The organism is Microcoleus sp. PH2017_09_SFU_O_A, assembly GCF_020738625.1.
In the GTDB taxonomy this organism is placed as follows: domain Bacteria; phylum Cyanobacteriota; class Cyanobacteriia; order Cyanobacteriales; family Microcoleaceae; genus Microcoleus.
In genome coordinates this window covers 1-23,733 of record NZ_JAEQCF010000029.1, presented here as the reverse complement: position 1 = coordinate 23,733, position 23,733 = coordinate 1, and the positions used below count along the sequence as shown (strand labels likewise).

Here is a 23,733-nt window from a genome sequence, read left to right as displayed (position 1 = left end):
CCCCCCGCAAAGCAGCGGGGGGGCTAGGGGGGGTCGAAGAGTGTTGCACAATTTTAGATAAATGGTATTATTTAATTTTCATTCCTTAGTTTGATCGTTCGGACTTTAGTCCGCCAAAAAAGTCTGAGGACTTTAGTCCTCACTACAAACCTGTGCGATCGAACTTTCAGTGCTATTTTGTCTGAGTTGTGCCCTTTGTCTCGCCCTTGGAATCTTGCAGTAGGGTGCCCATATTTCCAGCCAAACCCTGAATTTTCCCAACAGTCGCAGCAATGCTGGCAACATCTACGTAAACCTCCGGGAGAGGATACTTTTTCAAGATTTCCAACAGCGACACCTTACCATCGTCGCCGGCTGCCAGAATCAGCGCAGCCCGCATGGCTTTGCCACCTTCTGTGCGGCGCTGAGTCCGAATTGCTTGACCAATTTCATCAGTAATTTTTTCGCCTGGAGTGCTGTAAACTATCCGGGCGAGATTAGCTGGCTTTAAACCGATTTGTAAACCGATCAACCCCTGCAATGTTTTTGGATCCATTTTGGAGAACCCGATAATTTGTTTGAGGGTTGGCGTCGTCGTGCCATCTTTAGCAAAGTCTTCTAAGTCGCTGATATTGACGGCTTGGCGGATCGGGCCAAATGTCAGGACAACTTTTTCGGCCCCGAATGCTCTACTGCTGCTAGATAATATGCTCGCGCTTGCTCCTACAACTAGGGCAATGCCGATCGATACCAATTTGTTTAACTTCATATCCAGTTTCTGCGATCGATTTGAGCGATCGATTAAAATTATGCTTTCGAGATTTGTATATTATAGATGCAGCAGTTATATTCTACAAGGTCGCGAGTGTAAGTTTTGCCCGCCTCGCACCCAGCATCTTGACCCCAATTTTTCCGCATTTAGGACGTTAAGAATAAGTAACCACATCTACCGCAATATTTTTTCTGATATACATTTTGCCTTCTACCTGTGAGTGCCTTCTGCCTTCTACATAAGTGCCTTTTATCAGTTATGTTTAAAACCAAGCGCAAATCTAAGAAGTCCAAACAAAAGCCCAGCGAAAAAACAACAACGTCCAGCAAAAAAGAAATAGCGGCACAAAAACGCAAAACTTCACAAAAGCGCAATGAATTAGCGCAGGCGATCGTCATAAGCTGCTTAATCAGTGTTGCTGTCAGCATCATCCTGTTGTTCGTGGTTCGCGCTAAGATTGCTATTGCCGGAGGCGCCGCCATAGCCATTTTGCTACTTTCCTACAAATACCCCCGTCCAGCTTTCTGGGCTTTTTTTATTTACCTGCCTTTAAGCGGTACAGTTACCTACGCAATTGGTGGCGGGAATGCTGCATTTCAAGTAGCCAAAGACGCCTTCTACATACCAGCCCTCATCGCCCTCATTCAAAGCTGCAAAAAGAAACAGTTGCCTCTGTTCATTCCCAAACAAATGCTTTCTACCTTCAGCATCCTGTTGATGATGGCAATGCTGACTTTAATTTTTGTCAACGGGGAGATGCAGCTCAACCCGATGAAGGGTGACAAACCAATTCTACAAGGAATTCTCGGCTTAAAAGTATTGATAGGTTACATACCGCTGATTGCTTGTACCTATTATCTGCTCCGCACTAAGAAGGATTTGGTGTTTTTTGGTAGAATGCACGTAGTTTTGGCGATCGTTTGCTGCATTCTCGGTTTGATTCAGTACCTCTTGCTGCAAAGCGGAAAATGTGCGGGTACCCGAGGCATGATTGGAGAAGAATTATATAAAGCAACTCTGCAAGCTAGATGTTTTGTCGGCGGTTCTTTGGTATTCAGTCCAGAAGTCAAGTTTATCCGCTTGCCGGGAACATTTGTCGCACCTTGGCAGTGGGCGTGGTTTCTAATTTCTAATGCTTTTTTAACCTTTGCCTCTGCCTTTTGCGATCCTTCATTCTGGTGGAGAGTTATCAGTTTATTTGGCATGGCCTTAGTATTTGCAAATGCAGTTATTTCGGGTCAAAGAGCTGCGTTAGTTATGGTTCCAGTTGCCACAGCCATCCTGCTAATTCTTACAGGTCAATTAGTTAACTTAAAACGATTTATTCCCATCGGTGCAGGACTGGCAATTCTGCTCTTTGTCGGTGCAGCAATTAACCCAGGAATAATCGAACAGCGGTGGGATAGTTTTGTTAACCGCTGGAACGCTGCACCGCCCCAACAGTTTATTTTTAATCAGTTCGAGCAGAGCAACAATTTTATCATTGACAGACCTCTTGGTAGAGGTGTGGGACGAGCGACTAATTCAACGCGGATCTTTGGTGCTACACAGCTAATTGAAACTTTCCAACCTAAGTTGATGTACGAACTCGGTTATCCGGGAATGATTGCTGTTCAAATCATGCTTTTACACTTGGCTTTTCTAACTTTTAGAGCTTACCGTTCTGTCAAGGACAAAAGTTTGCGGAGTTACGGAGCTAGTTTTTGGGTGTTTGTGGGATTTATTAGCATCTATCCTCAATACTATCCGCTGGATGTAGATCCAGTGTGTGTGTATTACTGGGTTTTGGCTGGGGCGATTTTAAAGTTGCCCAAAATTGACAAACAGGTGCAGGATGAGAAACACCAGGAACTTGAGGGACATGAATTGGAAGTTCACCAGCAATTTAAGGAGAAAAAGATTATTGCATCGGCTCCAATTTGACAAAAAAGGTACGTTGTTGCGCTTTAGCGCTCTTTTCGAGAATTAACAAGAGCGCTGAAGCGCAACTACATACCTAAGAATTAACCCCAATGTTATGCAAAGGTACGTTGTTGCGCTTGGGCGCTCTTTTCGAGAATTAACAAGAGCGCTGAAGCGCAACTACATACCTAAGAATTAACCCTAATCTTATGCAAAGGTACGTTGTTGCGCTTCAGCGCTATTTTCGAGAATTAACAAGAGCGCTGAAGCGCAACTACATACCTAAGAATTAACCCCAATGTTATGCGACTTGTGTAAGTCCAGAAAAATTTGTAGTGTTGTAGTTTCAACGGACATGATATAAATTGTAATTTTACTGTGGTTTCCAAACAGGACTCCCAGCATTTAAATCCTTGTCGCTGGTCAATTTATTTAATCCCGAACCGTCGCGATTAATTACATACAAATTACTTTTGTTACCTGTATTCTCATTCAAAGTAAAAGCAATTTGCTGACTGTCATAAGACCAAGCTAATTCAGAAATTCCAGACATTCCTAGGCGGGGAGCTAGTTGATTTAGCTGGGAAGTTTCCGCATTTATTGTGTATAATTTTTGCTGGTTGAAGTCTCCGCCAGTGAAGGCGATAAGTTTGCCATCGGGCGACCAGGAAAGTGCATCGTAGTTTTGGGGTTTTTGGGTGAGATTTTTGGCGGTTCCGCTGTTAATGTCGATCGCCCAAATATCCTGCTTTTCCCCGCTCAAATCGCCCGCTTTCCCGTGATAGTAAGCAATCCGGCTGCTGTCGGGCGACCAAAATAGCTTGACGTTGTAGACTTGATGTTGCGGGTTGTTGGTCAAATTTTTGAGGTTTGTGCCGTCGGCATTAATCGTGTAAACTTGCTGTTGGGGATAGGTACCGGAGAAAAAAGCGATTTTTGTGCGATCGGGCGACCAGACAAGTTCGCTACCGCCGGATATATACTCGCCGGGACTTTTGGTTAATTTAGTCATGCCCGAACCGTCGGCATTCATTTTATAAATATTTTTATCCTTAACAAAGGCTACCTGTTCACCATCAGGAGAAAGATAGAATTCTGATGAAATTTCTGTTTTAGCCGGTTGTCCTCCTACTTCCCAATTGCGAACTAATTTAGTTCCTTTAATACCCGAAGTATCGCTAGTATAAAGTGATTGACTGCCGGGAGAATCCGAGGTAAAACCATCGCAGGAACGGGCAAAAACAAGTTTTTGGCTGTTGGAAAACCAAGCTATTGCAAAATTAGCTGCTTTGCAAGACTCCCCAGCAAACTGTTTCGTTAACCCGGAACCGTCAGCGTTGACTGTATAAATGTCCGTGTCTGTGCCAACGAAAGCCAGTCGATCGCCCTTGGGCGACCAAACTACGGTATAGCTAACATCTATATTGGGTGCAAGTTCGCGGCGGGCTAAACTGGTAGCGTTGACGGTAAATAAACTGTTTCTCACCTCGCTCTCGCGCTGTTGGAGAGCTGTAAACGCCAGTATGCTTGGGGATTTTTGGGCTGCGGTTGTCGGAGGGCTTTGCAGGCTCGAAAACAGGGCGAGAGCGAGTGTTAGGGCGATAAGGGCGATCGACCAAAACCTCCATAATTTATGCAAACGCATTTTGTTAGTTGATCCTCTTGACAATGGAAAGTGGAAAGCAAAAAAGACAGCTCGAATTTTCGCTATCACAGGTCAACTGTCAACTGTCAACTGTCAACTGTTTAAAGTGTTTGGCGATCGATATGTCGCGACAGCATCAAACTCTGCTTAATTCTACCAATAATTAGCTCGAACATTTTTTTGCGGGACGGATTCTTGCTTGTGGGCGGCATCCCTAACTCGCAACACATCAAATTCAAATCAGTTGCACTCATAGCCGACAATTTTTGCCTCACCTCTAATTCATGACCCTTCTTAGCTTGCAAGCGCAGTTCTTCATAAACTTCGAGAACATTTTCAGTAGATAAATTAGCAGGTTTCTCAACATCAGCAACAGCAGGCAATTCAGAAGTTTTAGAACCAGCAGAAAGCCCTCCCCGCTTGACTTGAGCCTCAATCCTGGTTAATTTTTTAGAAACCTCGCGCAATATCTCCTTAAGTTCGCCAATTTCATCAACCAACCCTCCGCTTTTTTGCTCGCCAGCAGGCAACATATCTTTTTTAATCATTTCAGATACTCCTCACACTCGCGCCAAAGTTGCTCAAACTCTCTAACTAATTCTCGCGGCAATTCTCCCTCATTAATAGCCCGCTTTAGCCCAACACTTTCCCGAATTGTCGATTCTAAAAATCTCACTTCTATGTTATTGTCTTTTGAGATTTCAGCGCAAAGCCTTTTGACTTCTCTCATGTAAAACTGAACTTCATTTGTCAGCAATCCTCCATAGATTTTAGCTTTATTCATAAACACTGCAATCTTGGGAAACGGGTAAGGCTCAATCCGTTTTTGGAGCGAGTTTAAAACTAAACTCAATCCCCGAGAACCAAAATAATCTGGGTTGACAGGAATCAGTATTAAGTCGCAGCAAGAAAGTACGCTATAGGTGAGGAGACTGAAGGAAGGCGAACAGTCAAACAGCATCAAATCGTATTTGGGGAGATTGGGAGAGTTAGCGATTTTGCCACTGAACTGGCGGATGAAGTCTTTAACACTTTTTCCCTCAAATCCATCGAGGTCTAACCAATACAATTCTTCAACTGAAGGGATAAAATGCAACTGTTCGTCAATCTGATAAATGGTGTCGAAACCAACGGGAAATTTAAAGTTTTGTCCGGCTTTTTTAAAGACTTCGAGGGCGTCGTAAATTGTGAGTCTGTGTTTGAGAGATTTTTCGTACCACTTACCAAACTTATCATCTAAATGACCCGTATTTTCGTTAAGCCCGATCGCCTCTGTGAGCGACATTTGCGGGTCTAGGTCTAACATCAGGACTTCTAAGTCGGTTCCTTGGGATATAATATTTCCCAGACTCCAGGTGACGGTGGTCTTTCCGACACCGCCTTTGAAGTTGATTACTGCTATGGATTTGGGACTCATGGCTGGGTTTGCTTAGGTTTTGCTCAATTTTTTATTAAAACATATTGTGGAGGTTAGTTGAAAGGGCGATCGCATACCAGAGTCACGATGTGTCAACTGAGATAAGAAGGAAAGTGCGATCGAGAAAATTATCATAAAATAAACATCAAGTAATGTCAAATTAACCTTTGTTTTTACCGTTAAATGCCTTGAAATTAAATACAATTTGTCTAGACATTTAATCAATTCCAAGTCATTTTAAGCGGGTGCATCTGGTTTTGGAAGAGGGCGAAGAATGACCGCATATAAGTTATTAGTTATCATCTCATATTTTCTGCGGTCATCCTTCGCCCTACGGATATATTCGCTTGCATTGAGATGCACCCGTTTAATTGGGAGCATCTCATTTTTGCAAAAAGCATTTTTTTTGACAGTGTGAGCGTCCCCTTTTTTGAGAGTGCGAGCGTCCACGCTCGCGTCCTATACAAAGCACGCGAGCGGGGACGCTCGCACTACAAATAAAAAACTGAAATGCTCCCGTTTAATTGTCTTTGGCTTCATTAAATTTGCCTTCCTTCTGTGCTCTTTCGAGCCCTTCCTCCACCAAAAGTAATGCCATTTGGGAAATCGAACGACGCTCAAGACTAGCCAGTTTCTCTAACTTCTCCTTAACTTCAGGCGGGGGGTAAAAAGCAACTCTTGGAGATTTTGCAGGGCTCACATTGTTTGGGGGGTAGCGTGTTCACCATGTCATTTTACTCGTCGCTGTCGATTTTCTGTGGTGGCGATCGATCGTCGCTTGGAATTCTCCCTTCAGATTTAGCCTCATCTACTGCTTCCTGAATTAATGTCAACACCATATTCGAGACTGGTCGATAATGCGATTTAGCTAACCGCTCTAAGTCTGCTTTCAGTTCTTCTGGAAGATATACAACTATTCTGGGGAGTTTTGCTGGCAAGGCTGTTATTTGTGCTTTTACTGCTCTATTCTACCTTTTTTTGACCTCTACAATATCAATCTTACCCTTAAGAGTTGACTCGGAGTGCATACCGTGATACCTTAGAGTTGACCAAAAACAAAACCCCACCGCTCAGACTCGTAATCGTTCGGTGGGGGCTTGAACTCCCATATTCAGGAGGAAACCCTATGATATCACAGCCAAAGTCCGTTCCCGAACTGCTCCGGGAAGAAATTCCTGATGTACCCGCAGGTAAACAACCGATTCGTTTGCTGATTTGCGGTGTTCCGAAAGCGGTAGAAAGCATTGTTAATCTGCTGCACGTTTTAGGTTTTGCACAAGTTGGGGAATGGAGTCCGCCTCTACCTTCGCCTCTAGCAGGTGAGGTGATTCGGATTTTAACCCGTTACTGGAAAGAATAGTCTTTAAGGTCGATCGCGCTTTTTGATGTGAAGTGCGATCGGCCTTTGTGTCTCATTGAAGGGCGATCGTCATTTGTCAAGCTCAAATAGCTTCTTTTTTTTTGACAAAGACTATAATCAATAGTAAGTCGTATCATATGTCAACTCCATCAGAAATAACCGTTATAGTTGAGCGTATAAAGCAGGAGCTAACTCAAATTGAGCAGGAAGCAGGTGAGGGACTAAATATTTGCAGAGCCATCCTAGAGAGCTTTCCAAACAATTTTACCGTGATTCAGCTTTCTGGATTTTTAAACACCTGTATATTTTTTGCAAACACATCAAAAACACAAATTCAGGAACGCATAGAATATCTCTCAGCAGTTGAAGTCCTGACAAATGATAGAATAGAAGAGGTGGGGGAAGACTTGGCAATGGAGCTAGGCCGAGTGCTGGAAACTAAAATAAGAGTTAGTAGTGTTAAAGCCCGTTTGGAGAATTTACAATGACACAAAAAGAACTAGATGAGAAGGAATTGCTAGAAATTTTGGAATTAACAAGAGACACCGAACAGAAAGCTAGAGAAATGTGTCAAATGATCTCGGCTAATACGGCTAAATACCAAAAATGGTCGGAAGCTAAAGCTAAACAAGCCGAAAAACAGAAGCAACTCTAATGAGTAAGTTGTGAAAAAGGCGAAGTCAATCAACGAACTCGATCGCCTTTTTACTTACCTAAACTCCCTCCTCCTCAAACTATATTCAACTCACAACCAGAAGCTCATTCAACTTATTTTTTAACTCTGGGGATACCATTAATGGATTATAGATTTCCCCCTCGTATGGTTGCCATATATAACTAGGACTAAATGGTCGGAAAACTGGTAATATTTCTAGCCCATGAGTAAGTTCCTTTGCTAAAACCAATCCAGGAATAGATAAATTAGATAAATCCTCCATAAGTTCACTATAGGTTCTGAATTCATCAACTTCAACCCCAACCAAAGCATAGCGAAACCAAGGAGCAAACCGTAGAGTTAGATAAAATAAAATACCTAACTCTGTCATCACATAAGCACTTTCAGGGCTATCTATTCCCACTTCACTAATATTATTGGGATAAACCCGACACCACCAATTTTGCTCCATATCTTGAAAAGTATCTGTTCGACATAGACATTGGCGATTATTTGACAGCATCCATTCTATGCCCTCAAAGTGTTGAGCAAATTTATTAACATTGGCTTCATCAGAGCCACACTCTGCCGATAAACTGAATATCCACGCCATTGTTATAGACTCCTATGATATATAAAGTTAATCAACTCTTTCCCAATCATTTTGGGTGTTTGCCAATGCTGCCTCGTACCTTTCCAGAGACATTGTAACTCTTGGCAAAATGCTAACGTGGGTCGGACTATCTTGGACAGCCTGTAAATCTCCCATAATGTTTCTGTCATCAATTTGCCATAAAGGGTCTTTTCCAGTTCCACCAAATTTTGAAGGTCTGCGAAAAGCTGGTAAACTTTCAATTGAAAGGGAAACAGACATTCCTTTTGTATTCTTGACGGCAACAGCAACAAGCTCTCCTCGAAACTCACGTTCTGAATCTGTTAACAAATAGCCTTGCTCATTCAGATAACCTGTCGGCATTTGCTCAATATCTATGTCAATACCAGGTCTAATACCTAATAATCTAGCACTGCGACCTATTTTGGGCTTACCATTTTGCTCCGCCATGCCACGATAGTAAAGTTTTGCCATCAGTTAATGTTTTCAACTTGTAAGCTCATCCTTCATCTTCTGAAGATTCTCAAGGTCAGACCGATGAAGTTGTGTTTGATTTTCTGTAAGCCACTGATAAAATTGTTGAACTATGACAAAGTATTCATTTGATAAAGAAATTAGACACAAGCTATCTCCTAAATTTTCTAAATAAGACATTGAGATTTTATCCCATCCATCACACTGCTTCAGAATCTCAACATCAACACGCACAGTCATTTCTACATCTTCTGCAAATTCTATTTGCAACGCTAGTATGGGCAAGGTGTAATGCTGCGTATAATTTCGCAACTTATGCACAAACTTTTGGATAGGATTGTTTGCAATATCTCGATTGAGTTTTTCTTGGTATTTTTTTATAAATTCTTGATTAGAGTACAACCTATTAACAATTACTCTTGTATGATCAACTAATGATTTTGCAGAGGCAAGAAAGTTATGAAATAGTCTTGAAGTTTCATTAATTAAAAGGTCAAGATTTTCTCTTTCTTCAGAACTGTACATGAACAAAGATTCTTTCGGATCGTTGAGATGCTCTAGATAGCGTCTAAGTTCATCGTAATTTCCCTTGAAGACCCCATAGCTTGCACTTAAAGCTTGCAAGTTTCGATAAATTTCCATTTCTGGTGAGGCTTGTAACTTATCGAAACTAATACCAAATTCAGTCTTGTATTCCATACATTTTTTAAAAGAGTGCTACAAATTGAGTAAATTTATAACAGAGGCAACTTTACCATCAATCAGACTCAAGAAGCTTCAAATACTAGCATTTTTTTGATAAAGTATTTTTCAATTTCCGTACAATCTTTTGCTAGATCGAAACAGTCATCTTCTTTTTGTATATCTCGAAACTGCTTAACAATTTCTTTTCGCAAAACTGACCAAATTTTTTCAGTGACAAAGTAATAGCTTGATTTTGGATGTAATATAATTCCTGAACCAGTAGTCAAGAATTCTTCTATCTCAGGAATGTTAGCACTTAATGTCAAATACTGAGTTTCTATAACTTCAATAAACTTTTTGTCTAGCGTTTGATCAATCTTTTCTTCTTCTTCTTTTTTCAAAATGTTTTTTAATTCTTGCAATATCTCATCATAATGATGACCTTTCGTGAATTCTTCAGAAAAATACTTAAGTCTAGCAAAATGAATAGATTTAGACATACTTTTAGTTCCTAGCTTGTTTAATGTATTCCACTAACTCAGGTAAGCTATTGACTTTTTCCAAAGCCCTAACAAGGCGATCAACTGAATCACAATCATAATATTGTATGTCTACATTAGGAAATTCTTCCTTAAGGTTTCCTAAAATATTTTTATTGTTATCATCTAGACGATTAACAGGAAAAATATAACGAAACCCGGTTGGCTGCTTCCTTTTTAATAACTTTTTCACGTCACTTATCCAGTTTTTAAGACTTCCTTGATTGACAGGCCCATCTGCTCGTTCAGGGGAAGATTTACACTCGTAAATAAAATTTCCCTCTACAAAATATGTCATAAGCTTGATTTAAGAAACTATTGAACTTTACTAAGTGTTTATGAGATAAGTTTCGGAAATAGAGAAAATTTCTAGGCTGACTTTCTCAGATCGCGAAAATGAGCGTCAACAGTAAATTCCTTTCCTAGTTTACTGACTTTACTATGTCCCGAAATAGCCACAACCTTACCAGTTAATAATCCTTGAATTAAATTATCTGCATTTTTTGATAATGCGACAAAATCAGTGATCGGTTCATTATCTTTTAAATTATCTACATAATCAACACCTGGCTTCATGTTGAACTGTTTCATCAAATCTTCCAAAAGTGCTTTGAAAGATTTATCAATTACTTTTCCTTTGTCAAGCGGGTTTAATTTTTTCCAGTCTGGTAGATATTCCAATGCTTGACTTAAAGCATTTTTAATAGAACCAAGTCCAAAGTTTGACATTGAAACCTCTACTACAATTGAGTGTGATTACGGATCTAGTAGGTTAGGTTAAAGGAACAAAACCTAACACTAAAAAAATATTTCAAATATCCTAGCATAACGACAGCTCAACTGTCAACATTTACCTGCAACTAATCAAAAAAACACCACCGCCCCAACGCCCCAACGGCGAACCCGAAACCCTCCCCCAACTCAAATCCTACTGGAATCAACTCCGCCGCCACAGCGACAAACACCCCATCCTCATCTTCTACCAAGACCCCACATCCCCCGCCGCTCAAGGTTTGAGCCCTACTTTCCTGGATGCCCTTACCCGCTTCGACGGTACAATCTGTCTCATCACCGACACGCCTCACCCACCCCTGCAAACCTTCTCGCCCCATGACCCCGATTTACTTCAATCTGTCGTAAATTGGCTCAAAAGAGTTCATTTTGAGTCTTAAAGAAACCGGGTTTTTCGCAGTTTTTACGAGGCGCAGCGAATAATTCTCGAAAAAACCCGGTTTCTGGCCACCCGCGATTTGAGATAAAATATAGACAAGCCCTCAACATAACGAACAATGACTCTAGCTAACTATCAACTTTCCCTAAATTTTGAGCAAATTTTAGCCCTAGTCAAACAACTGCCCTATCCAGAAAAATTGCAGTTAAGTCAAGAGCTAGAAAAAGAAGTATTAAATAGTAAATTAACAGTTCTTTTGGAGTCATTTAGAACCGATGAACTTTCTTTAGAAACTATCGCCCAAGAAGTAGAAGCAGTTAGAAGCGAAATTCATGCCAGAAAAACCAACAATTAAAGTAATTATAGATACTAATCTTTGGATTAGCTTCTTGATTGGCAAAGAATTAGCTAATCTCAAACAGTTAATAGTCGATCGAGCTATCCAAGTTGTCTTGTGCGAACAAATTATCGAGGAAATCAATCTGGTAACTCAAAGACCAAAACTCCAAAAATATTTTCCGGCCACGAAAGTTCAAGAGTTGCTTGAATTGTTGAGAATTATTGGCTTATGGATAGAAGTAACTTCGGAAGTCTCTATTTGTAGAGGCGCTAAGGATAATTATTTGTTGGCTTTAGCAAAAGATAGTCAAGCTAATTTTTTGCTTACAGGAGATGGAGATTTATTGACTTTGGTCAATTTTGAGGGGACGGAAATTTTAACTTACAAAGATTTTTTAGGCAAAATTAATTTCATTTAGAGTCCTGAGTGATTCTGATTACTCGTAAATCCAAGAAACCGGGTTTTTCGGAGTTTTTGCGAGGTGTAGCGAATAATTCTCGAAAAAACCCGGTTTCTGGCCACCCGTAAACTGAAGTTGGCTAAATTTCCCCCATTTTGTGATATAATTAAGACCTTAAAAAAATAGCACAGAAAAAAGCTATGTCTGAAATTACTCTAGACGAAACCAAACTTAAAGAATTGCTCAAAGCAGCTATTTTTGAGTTACTAAAAGAACAAAAAGAAGTATTTTCGGAAATTTTAACAGAAGCCCTAGAAGATATAGGGATGGAAAATGCTATCAAAGAAGGTGAAAATACTGAAACAGTCAGTCGCGACCAAATCTTCAAAATTTTGAAGGGACAACCATGAATGTTGAGTTTAAAAAAAGCTTTGAAAAGGATTTGCTGAAGATTCTTGATGCCGAGTTATTTCAAAGAATTCAGGAATCGATCGAACAAGTTGAGAATGCTGAAAAATTAAATGAAGTTAGCAATCTTAAAAAACTAAAGGGCGATGCAGATTACTATCGCATTAGGCTGGGAGATTACCGCATCGGTATTAAAGTTAATGATGGCATAGTCTGTTTCGTCAGGATACTCCACCGGAAAGAGATTTATAGATACTTTCCTTAATCATTTAACGTTCGTGAATTGATTTACATTCCCAAAAAAATCCAGGCCCAACCGTCAAAACTTGTTCTGTTGGCATGAACAATTCCCAATAAGGAAGTTCAGAATCATCTTGGAAATCTGGCTGTAAAATTAGTTGATAATCTCCCTCAAAAACTAGAGTGAGGCTAATATTATCAGCATCGATCGCAAAATCAATCAATTCTTTAGTTTCCAATTGCTGCAAAACTTTTTTGACAGCATCTATTTCTACCTCATCTATTTCTGTATCTATATCTACTGGCAAGGAAGAAGTTAAAATGCGATCGCCTTGCTTGAAAACCCAAGGTGTTGCCCTTGTGCCCAATTGCCAACTACCTTTGCATAGATGTGCTAATTTTGGGTGAGTATAGGCAGACATCTCACCGAAATCTAGCCGTAATTCATCCCCATAACTAAATATAACCTGATGACAAATTTCTCCGATAATTGGTTTAGTAATGACTGAAATAATTTGCTCGATATTTGGCTTTCGATCGGCAATAGATGTTTGAATAGCCATTTAAATATCCTCTAAAAATTCTTTTGCTTTCTGGCGGAGCTCGACCTAAGTAAAATCGCCTCTACGGTTTAAAGTTCCACCATAACCATTTTTCTTTTCTTCCTCAATCAATAAACCAAAAGCAATCCTTAATTCACCTCCCATCTTAAACTCCCTAGCGATCGCATCAACCTGTTTAATATCGCGTTTTCTACCCATCAATATTATCTGCTAAAATATCTTGTAAAATTTCTGGTGTTAAGCCTCGCTGCTGGGCCCGATCGGAAATTTCTGCCATAACTTGCATTAAAGTTTTATCGACTTCAACTAAATTTTGCCTGTCTTTAAGATTTTCAATAGCTTTCAACAGTTTGTTTTTATTAACTTCCGATTTCAAAAGATATTCGGTTTCATCGCATTCTGAGACAATTATTTCAATCTCTTTATTTCCAAAAGTCGCTTTAATTTGTTCTAAAAAATTAAAATCGAGTTCGCTGGCTTTTAAACGATAAACTGTTGACATCGTTTTTACCTATTTTTGATTGCGTTAAAAATTAATACTGCCTTTAAATACATTAGTTTGAAGTTGATACTAAGAGCGGGCAATTTTGCCCGCCCTTAATTTGTTTTAGCGTTTGACTAACTTCTTAGACACCTTCCGCAAGCGAATTGATTTCGGTGTTACTTCCACCAATTCATCCTGCCCGATGTACTCCAAAGCACGTTCCAAACTCATATCGACAGGCGCTTGCAATTGTGCCAATTCTTCACCGCCAGATGCGCGGTGGTTTGTCAACTGCTTTGACTTGCAAATATTGAGTTCCATGTCGTCATCTCGGTTGTTTTCTCCGATAATCATCCCTCTGTAAACCTTGGTTCCGGGGGTAATGAAAAATACGCCGCGGTCTTCAGCATTTTTCAGTGAATAAGTAGTTGCAGTTCCTTCTTCAAAGGAAATCAATACTCCGTTGCGACGGGCGACAATTTCTCCACCGAGGGGGCGATAGTCGAGGAAGCTGTGGTTCATAATTCCGGCGCCGCGAGTCAAGCGCATGAACTCGCCTCGGAATCCAATCAAACCACGGGCGGGGACTGAAAATTCGATTTGGGTGCGACCGGTGCTGCTGACGTGCATATCTTGCATTTCTGCTTTGCGCTGACCGAGGCGTTCGATGCAGCCACCGACGGCTTCTTCGGGTACGTCTAAGACTAAACATTCAAAGGGTTCGCAGGGACGACCGCCGACTTCGCGGAAGATTACTTGCGGTTGGGATACTTGGAATTCGTATCCTTCGCGACGCATATTTTCGATCAGGATTCCGAGGTGGAGTTCGCCACGACCGGATACGAGGAATTTGTCGGGAGATTCGGTTTCTTCGACGCGCAAGGCGACGTTGGTTTGGAGTTCTCGCATTAGCCGATCGCGAATTTGACGCGATGTTACCAAACTACCTTCTTGACCGCAGAACGGCGAATCGTTCACAGAGAAAGTCATCTGCAAAGTTGGTTCGTCTACCTTGATTAAAGGCAGCGCTTGCGGGTCGTTGGGACAGGTAATTGTCTCGCCAATATAGGCATCAGCAAAACCAGCAACGGCGACAAGATTACCAGCAGAAGATTCTGCGATATCAATCCGCTTCAGGCCTTCAAAGCCCATCAATTTGCTGATTTTTGATTTGACAAGCGCGCCGCTTTCGGTGATTAAGACTGCTTGTTGACCGATTCTAATCGTGCCGTTGTGGATGCGGCCGATGACGATGCGACCGACGTATTCGGAGTAATCTAAGGTGGTTACTTGCAGTTGCAGCGGCTTGTTGGGGTCGCCTACTGGGGGTGGTACGTGGTCGAGGATTTCTTCAAACAGGGGCTTCATATCTAGCCCTTCGTCTTCGAGGTGTTTTTTGGCGTAACCGCTTAAGCCGGAACCGAAGAGGTAGGGAAATTCGCACTGATCGTCGTCAGCGCCTAGTTCGAGGAACAGATCCAAAACTTTATCGACGGCTTTGTGGGGGTCGGCTCGATCGCGATCGATCTTGTTGACAAATACGATCGGGCGCAGTCCTTTTTCCAGGGCTTTTTTGAGCACGAACCGGGTTTGCGGCATCGGGCCTTCATTGGCGTCTACGATCAGCAAACAACCGTCTACCATGCCGAGAACTCGTTCGACTTCGCCACCGAAGTCGGCGTGTCCGGGGGTATCGACGATGTTGATCAGGGTTTCTTTGTATCGGACGGCGGTATTTTTGGAAAGGATGGTGATGCCACGCTCGCGCTCGATATCATTGGAGTCCATGACGCAATCTGGGATTTCTTCCCCTTCGCGGAAGACCCCGGACTGTCTGAGAAGAGCGTCCACAAGGGTGGTTTTGCCGTGATCGACGTGAGCAATGATGGCGACGTTGCGAATGGGAAGACTCATAATGCGTCTGGGACGTTAAACGGATTTAACTAAAGATTTCTTAATAATTGTAGCGCATGAAGTCAAGGGGCGATCGGGCGGCTGCAAGATTGGGGTGCGATCGTCGCTAGAATAAGGGTTAAGGTTCTGTTAGTGCTGTTGAGTTGGTGGAGGTTGCTAAGGTTTGATTGGGGGCGATCGCCCGTATGATCATAAACGAGTAGTTGCGATCGCACTTATGGAAGTACAACCCAGAGACATTCAGCGTTACGTCAAGTCAGACGGTCAGATTCCTTTCGATGAGTGGTTTTATGCTCTGCGGGATTCTCAAGCTAAACTCAAGATTAATGTGAGATTGAAGCGAGTCAGTACAGGTAATTTTGGAGACTACCGCCCAGTGGGAGAAGGAGTCTTGGAATTGAAAATTAATTTTGGTCCAGGCTACCGGGTCTATTTTGGACAAGTAGAAACAACTATAGTGCTTCTCCTGTGTGGAGGGGATAAAAGCACTCAGGACGAAGATATTCGTAAAGCAAAGAAATATTGGATTAAATACAGGAGTCAAGACAATGGTTAAAAGTGTACCTTACCATCCGTTTCTGATTGAACAGCTTAAAGATTCAGTATATGCAGCGGGCTACCTCACGCTGTTTTTGAATGAGCAAGAAGAGGGAGATTTGGATGTTGGGATTTTCCCATCAGCTTTGAAAGAGGTATTTGAAGCTCTTGGAGAACCAAATATGTCAGCAGATGACGCTAAATTGCACTTGGAAAAATTAGATGGTTTGCTGTCACAGAATGGAATGGCGACAATTTATGCTTTGGCTAATTGGCTGAATACTCTGGGATTGAAGTTATCTGTTGCGGTTGCCGAGGATGAACGGGAAGAGAAAGGTTCTGTTAGTGATGTTGTGTTGGTGGAGGTTGCTAAGGTTTGATTTTGGGCGATCGCCCGTAGGATAATTTACGAGCAAGTGCGATCGACTTTATGGAAGTACAAACCAGATAAAAATTCAGCGTTACGTCAGATCGATCTGGCAGATCGCCCAGCAGATCAATGGCTGACATCGGCGCTCTGCTAGAATTGGCGCGGATGTTTGATGTGTCGATCGCAGATAATATTGTGAGATTTTGTGAAACAGTAACAAATTACACTTAAAATAAACCAACACCACCAGCGTCAACAAGTGCGACATCGCACCCGCGATCGCAAGTAAAAGATTCGAGAGTTGGCGGATGGGACAGGGCGGAGTCAGGAAGAGATCGTATGTATGTATATTCTCAACGGCAACTGTAGCTGCTCGATCGCCCAGATAGATATACAATTTGTAACGTTGAGCCTTATTGAAGTGCAGGAGTGGAGCTGGCTTGGATAACGCTAGTCTGTCGAGAAAAACCCCGCAAGCCTCCGAGCTTGCCGCTGACGAAATTCCAGAAGCAGTACGAGACCACCCATATCTAGAAGCAGGAGGGAGTCAGTCCAAGAAAAAAGGACTGATTTGGAAACTGGTAGGATTGGCCGCAGTCGCCTTTGGCGTCAGCATCTGGCTGCACCTCAACTTTAACTTTTTCCCAGCCACCAGTCGGGCACAGCCAACTCAAAAAAACCCAGCAGCAGCGACTTTGGCCCCTGGAACTGCCCCGAGTCCAGCTACCAACTCAAAAGCCGCCACCCCAGACAACCTGCTGGGACACTTGCCTTACCCAGAAGCACCAGCCGCCGACTTGGTAAATGTCACCTCCGACGGTAGCATCAAACTCCGCACTTCAGCAGCAGCAAAATATCAGGAAATGGCCAACGCTGCCGCCGCATCAGGAATCTATTTTGCTCCCATATCAGGCTTTCGATCCGTAGACGACCAACAACACGTATTTTTTGATGTAAAAGCTGAACGCAGGCAAAATGCCAGCAAGCGAGCCGAAGTTAGCGCTCCTCCAGGTTATAGCGAACATCATACCGGTTATGCGATCGACCTTGGTGACGGTTCCTCCCCCGATACCAACCTCAGTCCCAGCTTTGAAAATACCCAAGCATTCAAATGGCTAGAAGCCAATGCCACCGCTTTCAGCTTTGAAATGTCCTTCCCCAAAAACAATCGCCAAGGCGTCAGTTACGAGCCTTGGCACTGGCGGTTTGTGGGCGACAGGCAAAGCCTCGAAACTTTCTACAAAGCTCATTCGCTAAAAAAGTAGAAGACAGTTGACAGTTGACAGTTGACAGTTGACAGTTGACAGTTGACAGTTGACAGTGGGCAGTGGACAGTTGACAGTTGACAGTGGGCAGTGGACAGTCAGAAGGAAAAAGGAAGGTTTTCCACATCTCCCCCTCTCCCCATCTCCCCCTCCCCCCCTCTCCCCCTCTCTCCCTCTCTCCCTCTCCCCCTCCCCCCTCTCCCCCTCTCCCCCTCTCCCGCCAAACAAGTGATTGCAATCTATCCAGGCAGCTTTGACCCCATTACCTTCGGTCACGCAGATATTATCGAGCGGGGATCTAAACTGTTCGATCGCATAATTGTTACCGTAGTCAAAAATCCCAGCAAAACCCCTCTGTTCACCGTAGAAGAACGGATTGAGCAGATCCTGCGCTCTACCAAACACCTGCCAAACGTAGAAGTAGACAGTTTTGAGGGTTTGACAGTAAACTATGCTAAGATTCGACAAGCCAAAGTGCTGCTGCGGGGACTCCGGGTATTAACGGATTTTGAAATGGAACTCCAGATGGCCCACACCAATAAAACCCTTCTGGGCGAAATTGAAACAGTTTTTTTGGCAACTTCTAACGAGTACAGCTTTTTAAGTAGTAGTGTAGTTAAAGAAATCGCCAAGTTTGGTGGCTCCGTAGATCATCTTGTTCCGAAACACGTCGCTCTAGATATTTACAAATGTTACGCCAACAGGAACCAAATCGCATCGAACCCGACACTACCGGACGCAGCACTGAGAACGAATCACCTCAGAACACCGCCGCCTTCGGAGACGAGACCAGAACCGCAGGAGTAGACATCCAGCGGGAATTGAACCGGCTTGAGGAAATTGTTCTCGACAGCCCGCGCATTCCCATGACCAGACGCACTCTGGTGGATGAAGAACAGTTGCTCGATCAGTTAGACTTGGTGAGGCTAAATTTGCCGATCGCCTTTGGGGAAGCCGAAACGGTCATCCGACACAAAGACGAACTGCTCCAAGAAGCCCAACTCTACGCTCAAGAAGTGATAGAAGCAGCAGAACAGCGAGCAGCAGAACTTTTAAACGATATGGGCCTGCTACAGCAGGCGAAGATAGAAGCAGATCAGTTGCGACAGCAAGTTTTGCTCGACTGCGAAGCAATTCAGCAGGCGACGCTGGCGGAAGTGGAACAAATTCGCTACCAGGCTCAAGAGGAACTGGAAGAAATGAGAACCAGGGCGATCGCTGAATGCGAGGAAATTCAAAATGGCGCCGACGATTATGCTGACCAAGTGCTCGATAATATTGAGCACAAGCTGAGCGATATGCTGCGCGTGATCCGCAATGGGCGAGATCAGTTGGATAGTGTTTCTGCGTCGCACATCCATCACAACAACGGTTAGTTAACTTGCTTTAATCAAAGTGTGACTTACCGATAATTTTGTGAATTTACGGGCGATCGCGCGATCGAGTGGCAGGGAAATGGCCCAGCATCCTTACTGGGCGGGGAGCAGATAAATAACCTCATGAATAGAGCCGATACCCGTTAAGCATAAATGCTTTGATTCCCGTACTGTGCAACTGTCAACTGTCAACTGTCCACTGTCCACTGCTATAGCAAGACTTGTTTGAATATTGATAATTTTTGTGAAGATAGGAGCAAATATACCATTTTTTGCTATGGTGAAAATCCATCAGGCAGAAAAATTCTGATTTGACCATAATTTTTGCAATCTACTTTTTATCATGCAAAAAGCTTCTAATCGGTTTGCGGAATTTGACTCGATCCGAGCTTTAGCCATAGTCAGTGTTGTGATTACTCATGCTGGGTTTGCGGCATTTCGCGATCGCCGAATTTTGTTTGTCTCCATCGATACATTTCAACTGTTCTGCGTACCAGCTTTTTTACTCCTCAGCGGTTTTTTCCTCACTAACAAACTCGACAATCAAAATAATCCCGGACAGGTAGTCAAAAAAAGACTGTCAAGAATTATACCACCCTACCTGTTTTGGTCAGTAACTTTGTACATCTTAAATAATTGGAACTCACTCCAAAAAATAGATTTACTGTCATTGCTCAGAAATATTCTGACAGGCTCCGTGATGCCTCCCTATTATTTCATCGTTGTAATTATTCAATGCTACGGTTGGTGGTGGCTGCTAGTGAAATCACGATTTTTAGAACCCATCAAAGTTTTGGGATTGGGTTTAACAATTCAAACAATTTTTACCATATTCTTTTACTTGAGCGCTCTCAAATACATATCAATACCTCTACCTTTGATGGAGCGCTGGATTTTTAGTTGGATTTTACCATTTTCAACAGGTCTATTTTTGGGCGCAGCCTATGACAAAATTCAACCAGTTCTCGAACGCAGAAAAATGCTAGTTTTAGGAGCAACAGTCCTCTTTTATCTAGCGAGTATTTGGGAATATTACCTGCTCAGCGGAGTTACGGCGGAGGGATGGTTTTTCCGCTCGTTTTTTAAACTATCTGCCCAAGGATACGCAATTTTGTTCGTCTTGTCGATCCTCGCATTTTCTAAAAATATCGCACTTCCCAGTAGAGTTTCGGGGTTAGTCAAACTCTTGGCTGCGTATTCATTCCCGATATATCTGCTGGATTCAACTGTCGTGCAATATGTATTGTTAGTGTTTTATAAATTTATCGATCCCGTACATCCGCTACTGAAGCTCAGCTTTTTAGTGACAGGGACTTTGTGCGGTTGTTTGGCGATTATTTACCTGTTGCAGAAAGTTTTGCCCAAAAAATACAGCCAGTACATTCTGGGAATTTAATCAGATTTTGTGTTTCAGCGAATGTCTTCATAAAACTGCTTGAGATACTTCGCTGAAACGCCAAACCCCCACAAAAAACCGATCGCAAGATAGATGGCAGTTGCTTTCAATTCGCCCCAATGCGCCACTCGGCGATCGCTACTTTGCACTATTCGATTAACCAACTTAATTTTACCACGTCGCACTAACTTTAAACACAAATCCGCCTCCTCCATAATTGGCAGCGTGGCATCGAAACCATCACATTCCCAAAAATCTGTACGCCGGCAAAAAATAACTTGATCCCCAAACAGCAGGCGCAATCCTTTAACAAACAAATGAGGTCGAAATAACAGCGGCGCGTAGTAAGTTTTAAGGTAATTGTGCAGCGAAACACCCCATCTTGTGTGCTGCGAACCAGCCATCAGGGAGATAAACCCGCCCCCGACAATTTCGGCATCGGATAATGTGTTTTGGATGACTGTTACGATGTCGTCGGGAACTAGAGTATCGGCGTGGAGGAAGCACAAAATTTCGCCTGTGGCGGTTTTGGCACCTAAATTCATTTGCACGGAACGGCCCGGCATACTGCTAAAAATAACACGGGTGGCAGCAGAAAGTGCGATCGCCACTGTTTCATCTTGACTGCCGCCGTCTACCACCAAAACCTCCCAAGCCGGAGGATTGAGAATGCTGAGTTGGCGGAGGGTACGTTCTAGACAAGTCGCTTCATTCAGGACGGGGATGATAATAGAAACGCGATCCATCAGATTGAATTTTATGCCAAAACTATTATAATAAAAAACTGTGGCGATTCGCAACTGCCGCTATATCTTCCACTAATCAGGACTAAAAAAATCGTGCAGAAAACAGAAGTAAAAAACGATTTAGAATTTTACGATGAAAATGCTGATAATTGGTGGGACGAAAATGCTAAAATCTATGCTCTCTACCATCTAAACAAACCCAGATTTGAGTTTTTCGACAGACACGCGACCAATTGGCGAGGGCTGAAAACCTTAGATGTTGGGTGCGGCGGCGGTTTTTCCTGCGAGTTTATGGCCGAGAGGGGCGCTGTGGTTTCGGGAATAGATCGATCGCACAAATGTATTGTAGCAGCCCAGAATCACGCAGTTACTAGCGGTTTCGAGATAGACTACAGACAAGGCTTTGCCGAAAATATGCCCTACACGGACAATACCTTCGATGTAGTAATCTGCGTGGATGTTTTAGAACACGTTGCCGATTACAAACAAGTTGTGTCAGAGGTTCACAGAATTCTTAAGCCCGGGGGAGTGTTCTTTTTCGATACAATCAACCGAACTTTTTCCTCGCAAATTGTGATGATTGGACTGATGGAAAATACCTTGCAGGAAATTAAACGAGGCGTTCACGATTGGGAAAAGTTTATTACCCCGGAGGAACTGTCTGCGGTAATGCGGGATACGGGTTTCGACAAGATTGAAATTAAAGGTTTTGATATGTTTGGAGAAATGGGGGCTGTTTTAGGCGAGATGCACGGTTTTTGGGAAAATCTTACAAGTGGAAAGCAACTATTTCCTTCTCCGGCAAGTTTCCAACAAGTTTCTCAAGTGCTAATCTCTAATATCGCTAACTATGTGGATTACAAAAAGTCTGGGTTGTTTAAAATCAAAATTAATGAGGATAGATCGATTATGTATGTTGGGGTAGGGGCGAAGAATTAGTCGGTTAATTGTTGATAGTTGACTGTTGTGATTAGGGGGCGGGTTGTAGAGAGATTTGTGCGATCGACCAAATCCCTCTACAACCCGCCCCATTTTTTTTAGGCACAATTGCATATTATTTGCAATTATTTTGTAATTTTACCGATCGCCCATTCCCGCTACATCGCCCAAAACCACCGCTCCGTCTAAATTTAAGGCTGTATTCTCTTCCACTATAGCCCATATAGCCAGCTTTCTGTTACAAATCTTAATATTAAATTATTGATATTTTACAGGAATTGCATGGTAGCTTATTGAATATAAATTGCAATAAGTACCGGAAGTTAACAGTACCTGGAGGTCAATCACCGTGACAGCAGCAATAGTTTCCGCGTCAGCCTCGCGAATCAGCGAGGGGCAACCTGCCGACAGCCAAAAACTGATGAGTTTGGGTCAAAATTCCGAAATACCCGACCTCGATCGCTCCAAAGATGTCACCATAGCCATCTTAGAAGGAGTAGGAACTCTCACGGTGTGCGATCGAACAGTCACTTTAACACCGGGAGTATTTGTGTTTGTACCCGCCGGCATCCCGCGCAGTCTAAAAGTAACAACGACACTGAATTTGTTACTAATTGACTGCGAACCAGACCCCGATATGAGTGATTCAGCTTGGTTGATGAATTTTCAACTTTAAGTAGATGAAAAAACAGTGTCCTTGCTGCCTTGACTCCCTAATTTCTCAGATTAACCACAATCGCGTTTACTGGTTTTGTCTGAATTGCAGGCAAGAAATGCCAAGTTCTGACTCAAAAATCAGAAATCTCAAGCACTATCAAATTTCACATTCGGAGTAAAAATGTCAAAAGCAATTGGTCTTTTCTACGGAACTACAACTGGCAAAACCGAGTCTGTAGCTGAAATTATTCGAGATGAATTTGGCGGCGATATCGTAACTTTGCATGACATCGGTCGCGCTGAAAATGATGATTTCGCCGAATACGAATGTCTGATTATCGCTTGTCCGACTTGGAATATCGGCGAACTACAAAGCGACTGGGAAGGTTTTTTACCTGAAATTGAAAATATTGATTTTAGCGGCAAAAAGGTAGCTTATTTGGGAACTGGCGATCAAGAAGGCTACCCGGATAATTTTATGGACGCAATGGGGATTTTGGCTGAGAAAATTTCGGCACAGGGCGGGGAAACTGTTGGTTATTGGCCGACAGATGGCTATGATTTTAATGAATCTAAGGCCGTGGTTGATGGCAAATTTTTGGGTCTTGCTATTGATGAAGACAACCAATCTGAAATGACGGAAGCGCGCGTCAAAGCTTGGGTATCTCAACTCAAAAAAGAATTTGGGATATAGGATTAACGGTAGGGTAGTTTGGTAAACTGCAAAACACCTGTATTTTGGGGGCGGATACTCTGAACCCGCCCCACAACCAGCTAACCTATGAACATCTGCTACACAAAACTTAGCTAAACTTTCTCAAGTCTCACTATTCAATCAAGATTGCTCTTGAAGGGTCTGCTTCCTGCTTCACCCAAGGGAGTCGGCT

The 23,733-nt window shown here is 42.7% G+C and carries 36 protein-coding genes; 17 read left to right on the top strand and 19 right to left on the bottom strand.

Annotated features, from left to right (window positions below; translation table 11 throughout):
- Positions 1 to 172: 172 nt before the first annotated feature.
- Positions 173 to 748 (bottom strand): alpha/beta hydrolase, encoded by a 576-nt coding sequence (locus JGK16_RS12880; RefSeq protein WP_293184337.1) that lies wholly within the window; start codon positions 746 to 748, stop codon positions 173 to 175.
- A 261-nt stretch (positions 749 to 1,009) separates the two neighbouring features.
- On the opposite strand from JGK16_RS12880, the gene hpsL reads away from it, so the two are divergent.
- Positions 1,010 to 2,674 carry a hormogonium polysaccharide biosynthesis protein HpsL gene (hpsL, locus tag JGK16_RS12875; RefSeq protein WP_293184340.1) on the top strand — a complete coding sequence of 555 codons (1,665 nt, stop codon included), beginning with the start codon at positions 1,010 to 1,012 and terminating at the stop codon, positions 2,672 to 2,674.
- 352 nt (positions 2,675 to 3,026) lie between these two features.
- Here the strand turns inward: hpsL and JGK16_RS12870 are convergent, their stop codons facing one another.
- The 5 genes from JGK16_RS12870 to JGK16_RS12850 all read right to left on the bottom strand — a co-directional run bounded on the left by JGK16_RS12870 (position 3,027) and on the right by JGK16_RS12850 (position 6,653).
- Complete coding sequence (locus JGK16_RS12870) at positions 3,027 to 4,298, bottom strand: DPP IV N-terminal domain-containing protein (protein ID WP_293184342.1); 1,272 nt, start codon at positions 4,296 to 4,298, stop codon at positions 3,027 to 3,029.
- 101 nt (positions 4,299 to 4,399) lie between these two features.
- Positions 4,400 to 4,846, bottom strand: coding sequence for a hypothetical protein (locus JGK16_RS12865; protein WP_293190806.1), 447 nt, complete (start codon positions 4,844 to 4,846; stop codon positions 4,400 to 4,402).
- Positions 4,843 to 5,715 carry a ParA family protein gene (locus JGK16_RS12860; RefSeq protein ID WP_293184347.1) on the bottom strand — a complete coding sequence of 291 codons (873 nt, stop codon included), beginning with the start codon at positions 5,713 to 5,715 and terminating at the stop codon, positions 4,843 to 4,845. The genes JGK16_RS12865 and JGK16_RS12860 overlap by 4 nt, the downstream gene beginning before the upstream one ends.
- A 520-nt stretch (positions 5,716 to 6,235) precedes the next feature.
- Positions 6,236 to 6,415, bottom strand: coding sequence for a hypothetical protein (locus JGK16_RS12855; RefSeq protein WP_293190804.1), 180 nt, complete (start codon positions 6,413 to 6,415; stop codon positions 6,236 to 6,238).
- Between the two features lie 34 nt (positions 6,416 to 6,449).
- Positions 6,450 to 6,653 (bottom strand): hypothetical protein, encoded by a 204-nt coding sequence (locus tag JGK16_RS12850; protein WP_293190802.1) that lies wholly within the window; start codon positions 6,651 to 6,653, stop codon positions 6,450 to 6,452.
- Positions 6,654 to 6,841: 188 nt separating this feature from the next.
- Between JGK16_RS12850 and JGK16_RS12845 the strand changes: the two genes are divergently transcribed.
- The 3 genes from JGK16_RS12845 to JGK16_RS12835 all read left to right on the top strand — a co-directional run bounded on the left by JGK16_RS12845 (position 6,842) and on the right by JGK16_RS12835 (position 7,730).
- Positions 6,842 to 7,075 carry a hypothetical protein gene (locus tag JGK16_RS12845; protein WP_293184352.1) on the top strand — a complete coding sequence of 78 codons (234 nt, stop codon included), beginning with the start codon at positions 6,842 to 6,844 and terminating at the stop codon, positions 7,073 to 7,075.
- 137 nt (positions 7,076 to 7,212) lie between these two features.
- Positions 7,213 to 7,563, top strand: a complete 351-nt coding sequence (locus tag JGK16_RS12840) for a hypothetical protein (protein WP_293190800.1) — start codon at positions 7,213 to 7,215, stop codon at positions 7,561 to 7,563.
- Positions 7,560 to 7,730 (top strand): hypothetical protein, encoded by a 171-nt coding sequence (locus tag JGK16_RS12835; RefSeq protein WP_293190798.1) that lies wholly within the window; start codon positions 7,560 to 7,562, stop codon positions 7,728 to 7,730. Before JGK16_RS12840 ends, JGK16_RS12835 begins: the two co-directional genes overlap by 4 nt.
- An 85-nt stretch (positions 7,731 to 7,815) precedes the next feature.
- Here the strand turns inward: JGK16_RS12835 and JGK16_RS12830 are convergent, their stop codons facing one another.
- The 7 genes from JGK16_RS12830 to JGK16_RS12800 form a co-directional block, all read right to left on the bottom strand.
- Positions 7,816 to 8,343 (bottom strand): hypothetical protein, encoded by a 528-nt coding sequence (locus JGK16_RS12830; RefSeq protein ID WP_293190795.1) that lies wholly within the window; start codon positions 8,341 to 8,343, stop codon positions 7,816 to 7,818.
- A gap of 27 nt (positions 8,344 to 8,370) precedes the next feature.
- On the bottom strand, positions 8,371 to 8,817 hold the full coding sequence (locus JGK16_RS12825; RefSeq protein ID WP_293190792.1) for a hypothetical protein: 447 nt from the start codon (positions 8,815 to 8,817) through the stop codon (positions 8,371 to 8,373).
- A 12-nt stretch (positions 8,818 to 8,829) separates the two neighbouring features.
- Positions 8,830 to 9,516 carry a hypothetical protein gene (locus JGK16_RS12820; RefSeq protein ID WP_293190789.1) on the bottom strand — a complete coding sequence of 229 codons (687 nt, stop codon included), beginning with the start codon at positions 9,514 to 9,516 and terminating at the stop codon, positions 8,830 to 8,832.
- Positions 9,517 to 9,584: 68 nt separating this feature from the next.
- On the bottom strand, positions 9,585 to 10,001 hold the full coding sequence (locus tag JGK16_RS12815; RefSeq protein WP_293190786.1) for a hypothetical protein: 417 nt from the start codon (positions 9,999 to 10,001) through the stop codon (positions 9,585 to 9,587).
- A gap of 4 nt (positions 10,002 to 10,005) precedes the next feature.
- Complete coding sequence (locus tag JGK16_RS12810) at positions 10,006 to 10,338, bottom strand: hypothetical protein (protein WP_293190783.1); 333 nt, start codon at positions 10,336 to 10,338, stop codon at positions 10,006 to 10,008.
- Positions 10,339 to 10,409: 71 nt separating this feature from the next.
- Positions 10,410 to 10,769, bottom strand: coding sequence for a hypothetical protein (locus JGK16_RS12805; protein WP_293190781.1), 360 nt, complete (start codon positions 10,767 to 10,769; stop codon positions 10,410 to 10,412).
- A gap of 131 nt (positions 10,770 to 10,900) precedes the next feature.
- Positions 10,901 to 11,152: a hypothetical protein gene (locus tag JGK16_RS12800; RefSeq protein WP_293190779.1), complete on the bottom strand. Its 252-nt coding sequence runs from the start codon at positions 11,150 to 11,152 to the stop codon at positions 10,901 to 10,903.
- Between the two features lie 177 nt (positions 11,153 to 11,329).
- Here JGK16_RS12800 and JGK16_RS12795 point away from each other — a divergent pair, with 177 nt between their 5' ends.
- The 4 genes from JGK16_RS12795 (at position 11,330) to JGK16_RS12780 (ending at position 12,624) form a co-directional block, all read left to right on the top strand.
- Complete coding sequence (locus JGK16_RS12795; RefSeq protein WP_293190777.1) at positions 11,330 to 11,566, top strand: hypothetical protein; 237 nt, start codon at positions 11,330 to 11,332, stop codon at positions 11,564 to 11,566.
- Positions 11,544 to 11,969, top strand: a complete 426-nt coding sequence (locus JGK16_RS12790; protein ID WP_293190775.1) for a putative toxin-antitoxin system toxin component, PIN family — start codon at positions 11,544 to 11,546, stop codon at positions 11,967 to 11,969. Before JGK16_RS12795 ends, JGK16_RS12790 begins: the two co-directional genes overlap by 23 nt.
- A gap of 182 nt (positions 11,970 to 12,151) precedes the next feature.
- Positions 12,152 to 12,361, top strand: coding sequence for a hypothetical protein (locus JGK16_RS12785; protein WP_194069246.1), 210 nt, complete (start codon positions 12,152 to 12,154; stop codon positions 12,359 to 12,361).
- Positions 12,358 to 12,624, top strand: a complete 267-nt coding sequence (locus JGK16_RS12780) for a type II toxin-antitoxin system RelE/ParE family toxin (RefSeq protein ID WP_293190771.1) — start codon at positions 12,358 to 12,360, stop codon at positions 12,622 to 12,624. The genes JGK16_RS12785 and JGK16_RS12780 overlap by 4 nt, the downstream gene beginning before the upstream one ends.
- Positions 12,625 to 12,628: 4 nt before the next feature.
- Here the strand turns inward: JGK16_RS12780 and JGK16_RS12775 are convergent, their stop codons facing one another.
- From JGK16_RS12775 to typA, 4 genes are all read right to left on the bottom strand, one after another.
- On the bottom strand, positions 12,629 to 13,162 hold the full coding sequence (locus JGK16_RS12775) for a hypothetical protein (protein ID WP_293190769.1): 534 nt from the start codon (positions 13,160 to 13,162) through the stop codon (positions 12,629 to 12,631).
- A 45-nt stretch (positions 13,163 to 13,207) separates the two neighbouring features.
- Entirely contained in the window at positions 13,208 to 13,360 is a 153-nt protein-coding gene (locus JGK16_RS12770; protein ID WP_293190767.1) for a hypothetical protein, read from the bottom strand.
- Entirely contained in the window at positions 13,353 to 13,664 is a 312-nt protein-coding gene (locus JGK16_RS12765; protein ID WP_293190765.1) for a hypothetical protein, read from the bottom strand. Before JGK16_RS12765 ends, JGK16_RS12770 begins: the two co-directional genes overlap by 8 nt.
- A 105-nt stretch (positions 13,665 to 13,769) precedes the next feature.
- Positions 13,770 to 15,560, bottom strand: a complete 1,791-nt coding sequence (gene typA, locus JGK16_RS12760; RefSeq protein WP_293190763.1) for a translational GTPase TypA — start codon at positions 15,558 to 15,560, stop codon at positions 13,770 to 13,772.
- A gap of 217 nt (positions 15,561 to 15,777) precedes the next feature.
- Between typA and JGK16_RS12755 the strand changes: the two genes are divergently transcribed.
- Both JGK16_RS12755 and JGK16_RS12750 read left to right on the top strand, forming a co-directional pair.
- Positions 15,778 to 16,116, top strand: coding sequence for a type II toxin-antitoxin system RelE/ParE family toxin (locus JGK16_RS12755; RefSeq protein ID WP_293190761.1), 339 nt, complete (start codon positions 15,778 to 15,780; stop codon positions 16,114 to 16,116).
- Positions 16,109 to 16,477 carry a transcriptional regulator gene (locus tag JGK16_RS12750; RefSeq protein ID WP_293190759.1) on the top strand — a complete coding sequence of 123 codons (369 nt, stop codon included), beginning with the start codon at positions 16,109 to 16,111 and terminating at the stop codon, positions 16,475 to 16,477. The genes JGK16_RS12755 and JGK16_RS12750 overlap by 8 nt, the downstream gene beginning before the upstream one ends.
- On the opposite strand, the gene JGK16_RS12745 is transcribed toward JGK16_RS12750, so the two are convergent.
- Positions 16,467 to 16,607, bottom strand: coding sequence for a hypothetical protein (locus JGK16_RS12745; RefSeq protein WP_293190757.1), 141 nt, complete (start codon positions 16,605 to 16,607; stop codon positions 16,467 to 16,469). The genes JGK16_RS12750 and JGK16_RS12745 overlap by 11 nt on opposite strands.
- A 300-nt stretch (positions 16,608 to 16,907) precedes the next feature.
- On the opposite strand from JGK16_RS12745, the gene JGK16_RS12740 reads away from it, so the two are divergent.
- The 4 genes from JGK16_RS12740 (at position 16,908) to JGK16_RS12725 (ending at position 20,504) form a co-directional block, all read left to right on the top strand.
- Entirely contained in the window at positions 16,908 to 17,732 is an 825-nt protein-coding gene (locus JGK16_RS12740; RefSeq protein ID WP_293190755.1) for a M15 family metallopeptidase, read from the top strand.
- A gap of 228 nt (positions 17,733 to 17,960) precedes the next feature.
- Positions 17,961 to 18,539, top strand: coding sequence for a pantetheine-phosphate adenylyltransferase (coaD, locus tag JGK16_RS12735; RefSeq protein ID WP_293184379.1), 579 nt, complete (start codon positions 17,961 to 17,963; stop codon positions 18,537 to 18,539).
- A complete protein-coding gene (locus JGK16_RS12730; RefSeq protein WP_293184382.1) occupies positions 18,422 to 19,108 on the top strand; it encodes a DivIVA domain-containing protein in 687 nt (228 codons plus the stop codon). Before coaD ends, JGK16_RS12730 begins: the two co-directional genes overlap by 118 nt.
- Positions 19,109 to 19,451: 343 nt before the next feature.
- A complete protein-coding gene (locus tag JGK16_RS12725; protein WP_293184384.1) occupies positions 19,452 to 20,504 on the top strand; it encodes an acyltransferase in 1,053 nt (350 codons plus the stop codon).
- Positions 20,505 to 20,518: 14 nt separating this feature from the next.
- Here the strand turns inward: JGK16_RS12725 and JGK16_RS12720 are convergent, their stop codons facing one another.
- Positions 20,519 to 21,250, bottom strand: coding sequence for a TIGR04283 family arsenosugar biosynthesis glycosyltransferase (locus JGK16_RS12720; RefSeq protein ID WP_293190753.1), 732 nt, complete (start codon positions 21,248 to 21,250; stop codon positions 20,519 to 20,521).
- Positions 21,251 to 21,343: 93 nt separating this feature from the next.
- On the opposite strand from JGK16_RS12720, the gene ubiG reads away from it, so the two are divergent.
- From ubiG to fldA, 3 genes are all read left to right on the top strand, one after another.
- Positions 21,344 to 22,189: a bifunctional 2-polyprenyl-6-hydroxyphenol methylase/3-demethylubiquinol 3-O-methyltransferase UbiG gene (ubiG, locus tag JGK16_RS12715; RefSeq protein WP_293184388.1), complete on the top strand. Its 846-nt coding sequence runs from the start codon at positions 21,344 to 21,346 to the stop codon at positions 22,187 to 22,189.
- A 349-nt stretch (positions 22,190 to 22,538) separates the two neighbouring features.
- Positions 22,539 to 22,865 carry a cupin domain-containing protein gene (locus JGK16_RS12710; protein ID WP_293184390.1) on the top strand — a complete coding sequence of 109 codons (327 nt, stop codon included), beginning with the start codon at positions 22,539 to 22,541 and terminating at the stop codon, positions 22,863 to 22,865.
- Between the two features lie 162 nt (positions 22,866 to 23,027).
- Positions 23,028 to 23,540 carry a flavodoxin FldA gene (gene fldA, locus JGK16_RS12705; protein WP_293190750.1) on the top strand — a complete coding sequence of 171 codons (513 nt, stop codon included), beginning with the start codon at positions 23,028 to 23,030 and terminating at the stop codon, positions 23,538 to 23,540.
- Positions 23,541 to 23,733 lie beyond the last annotated feature (193 nt).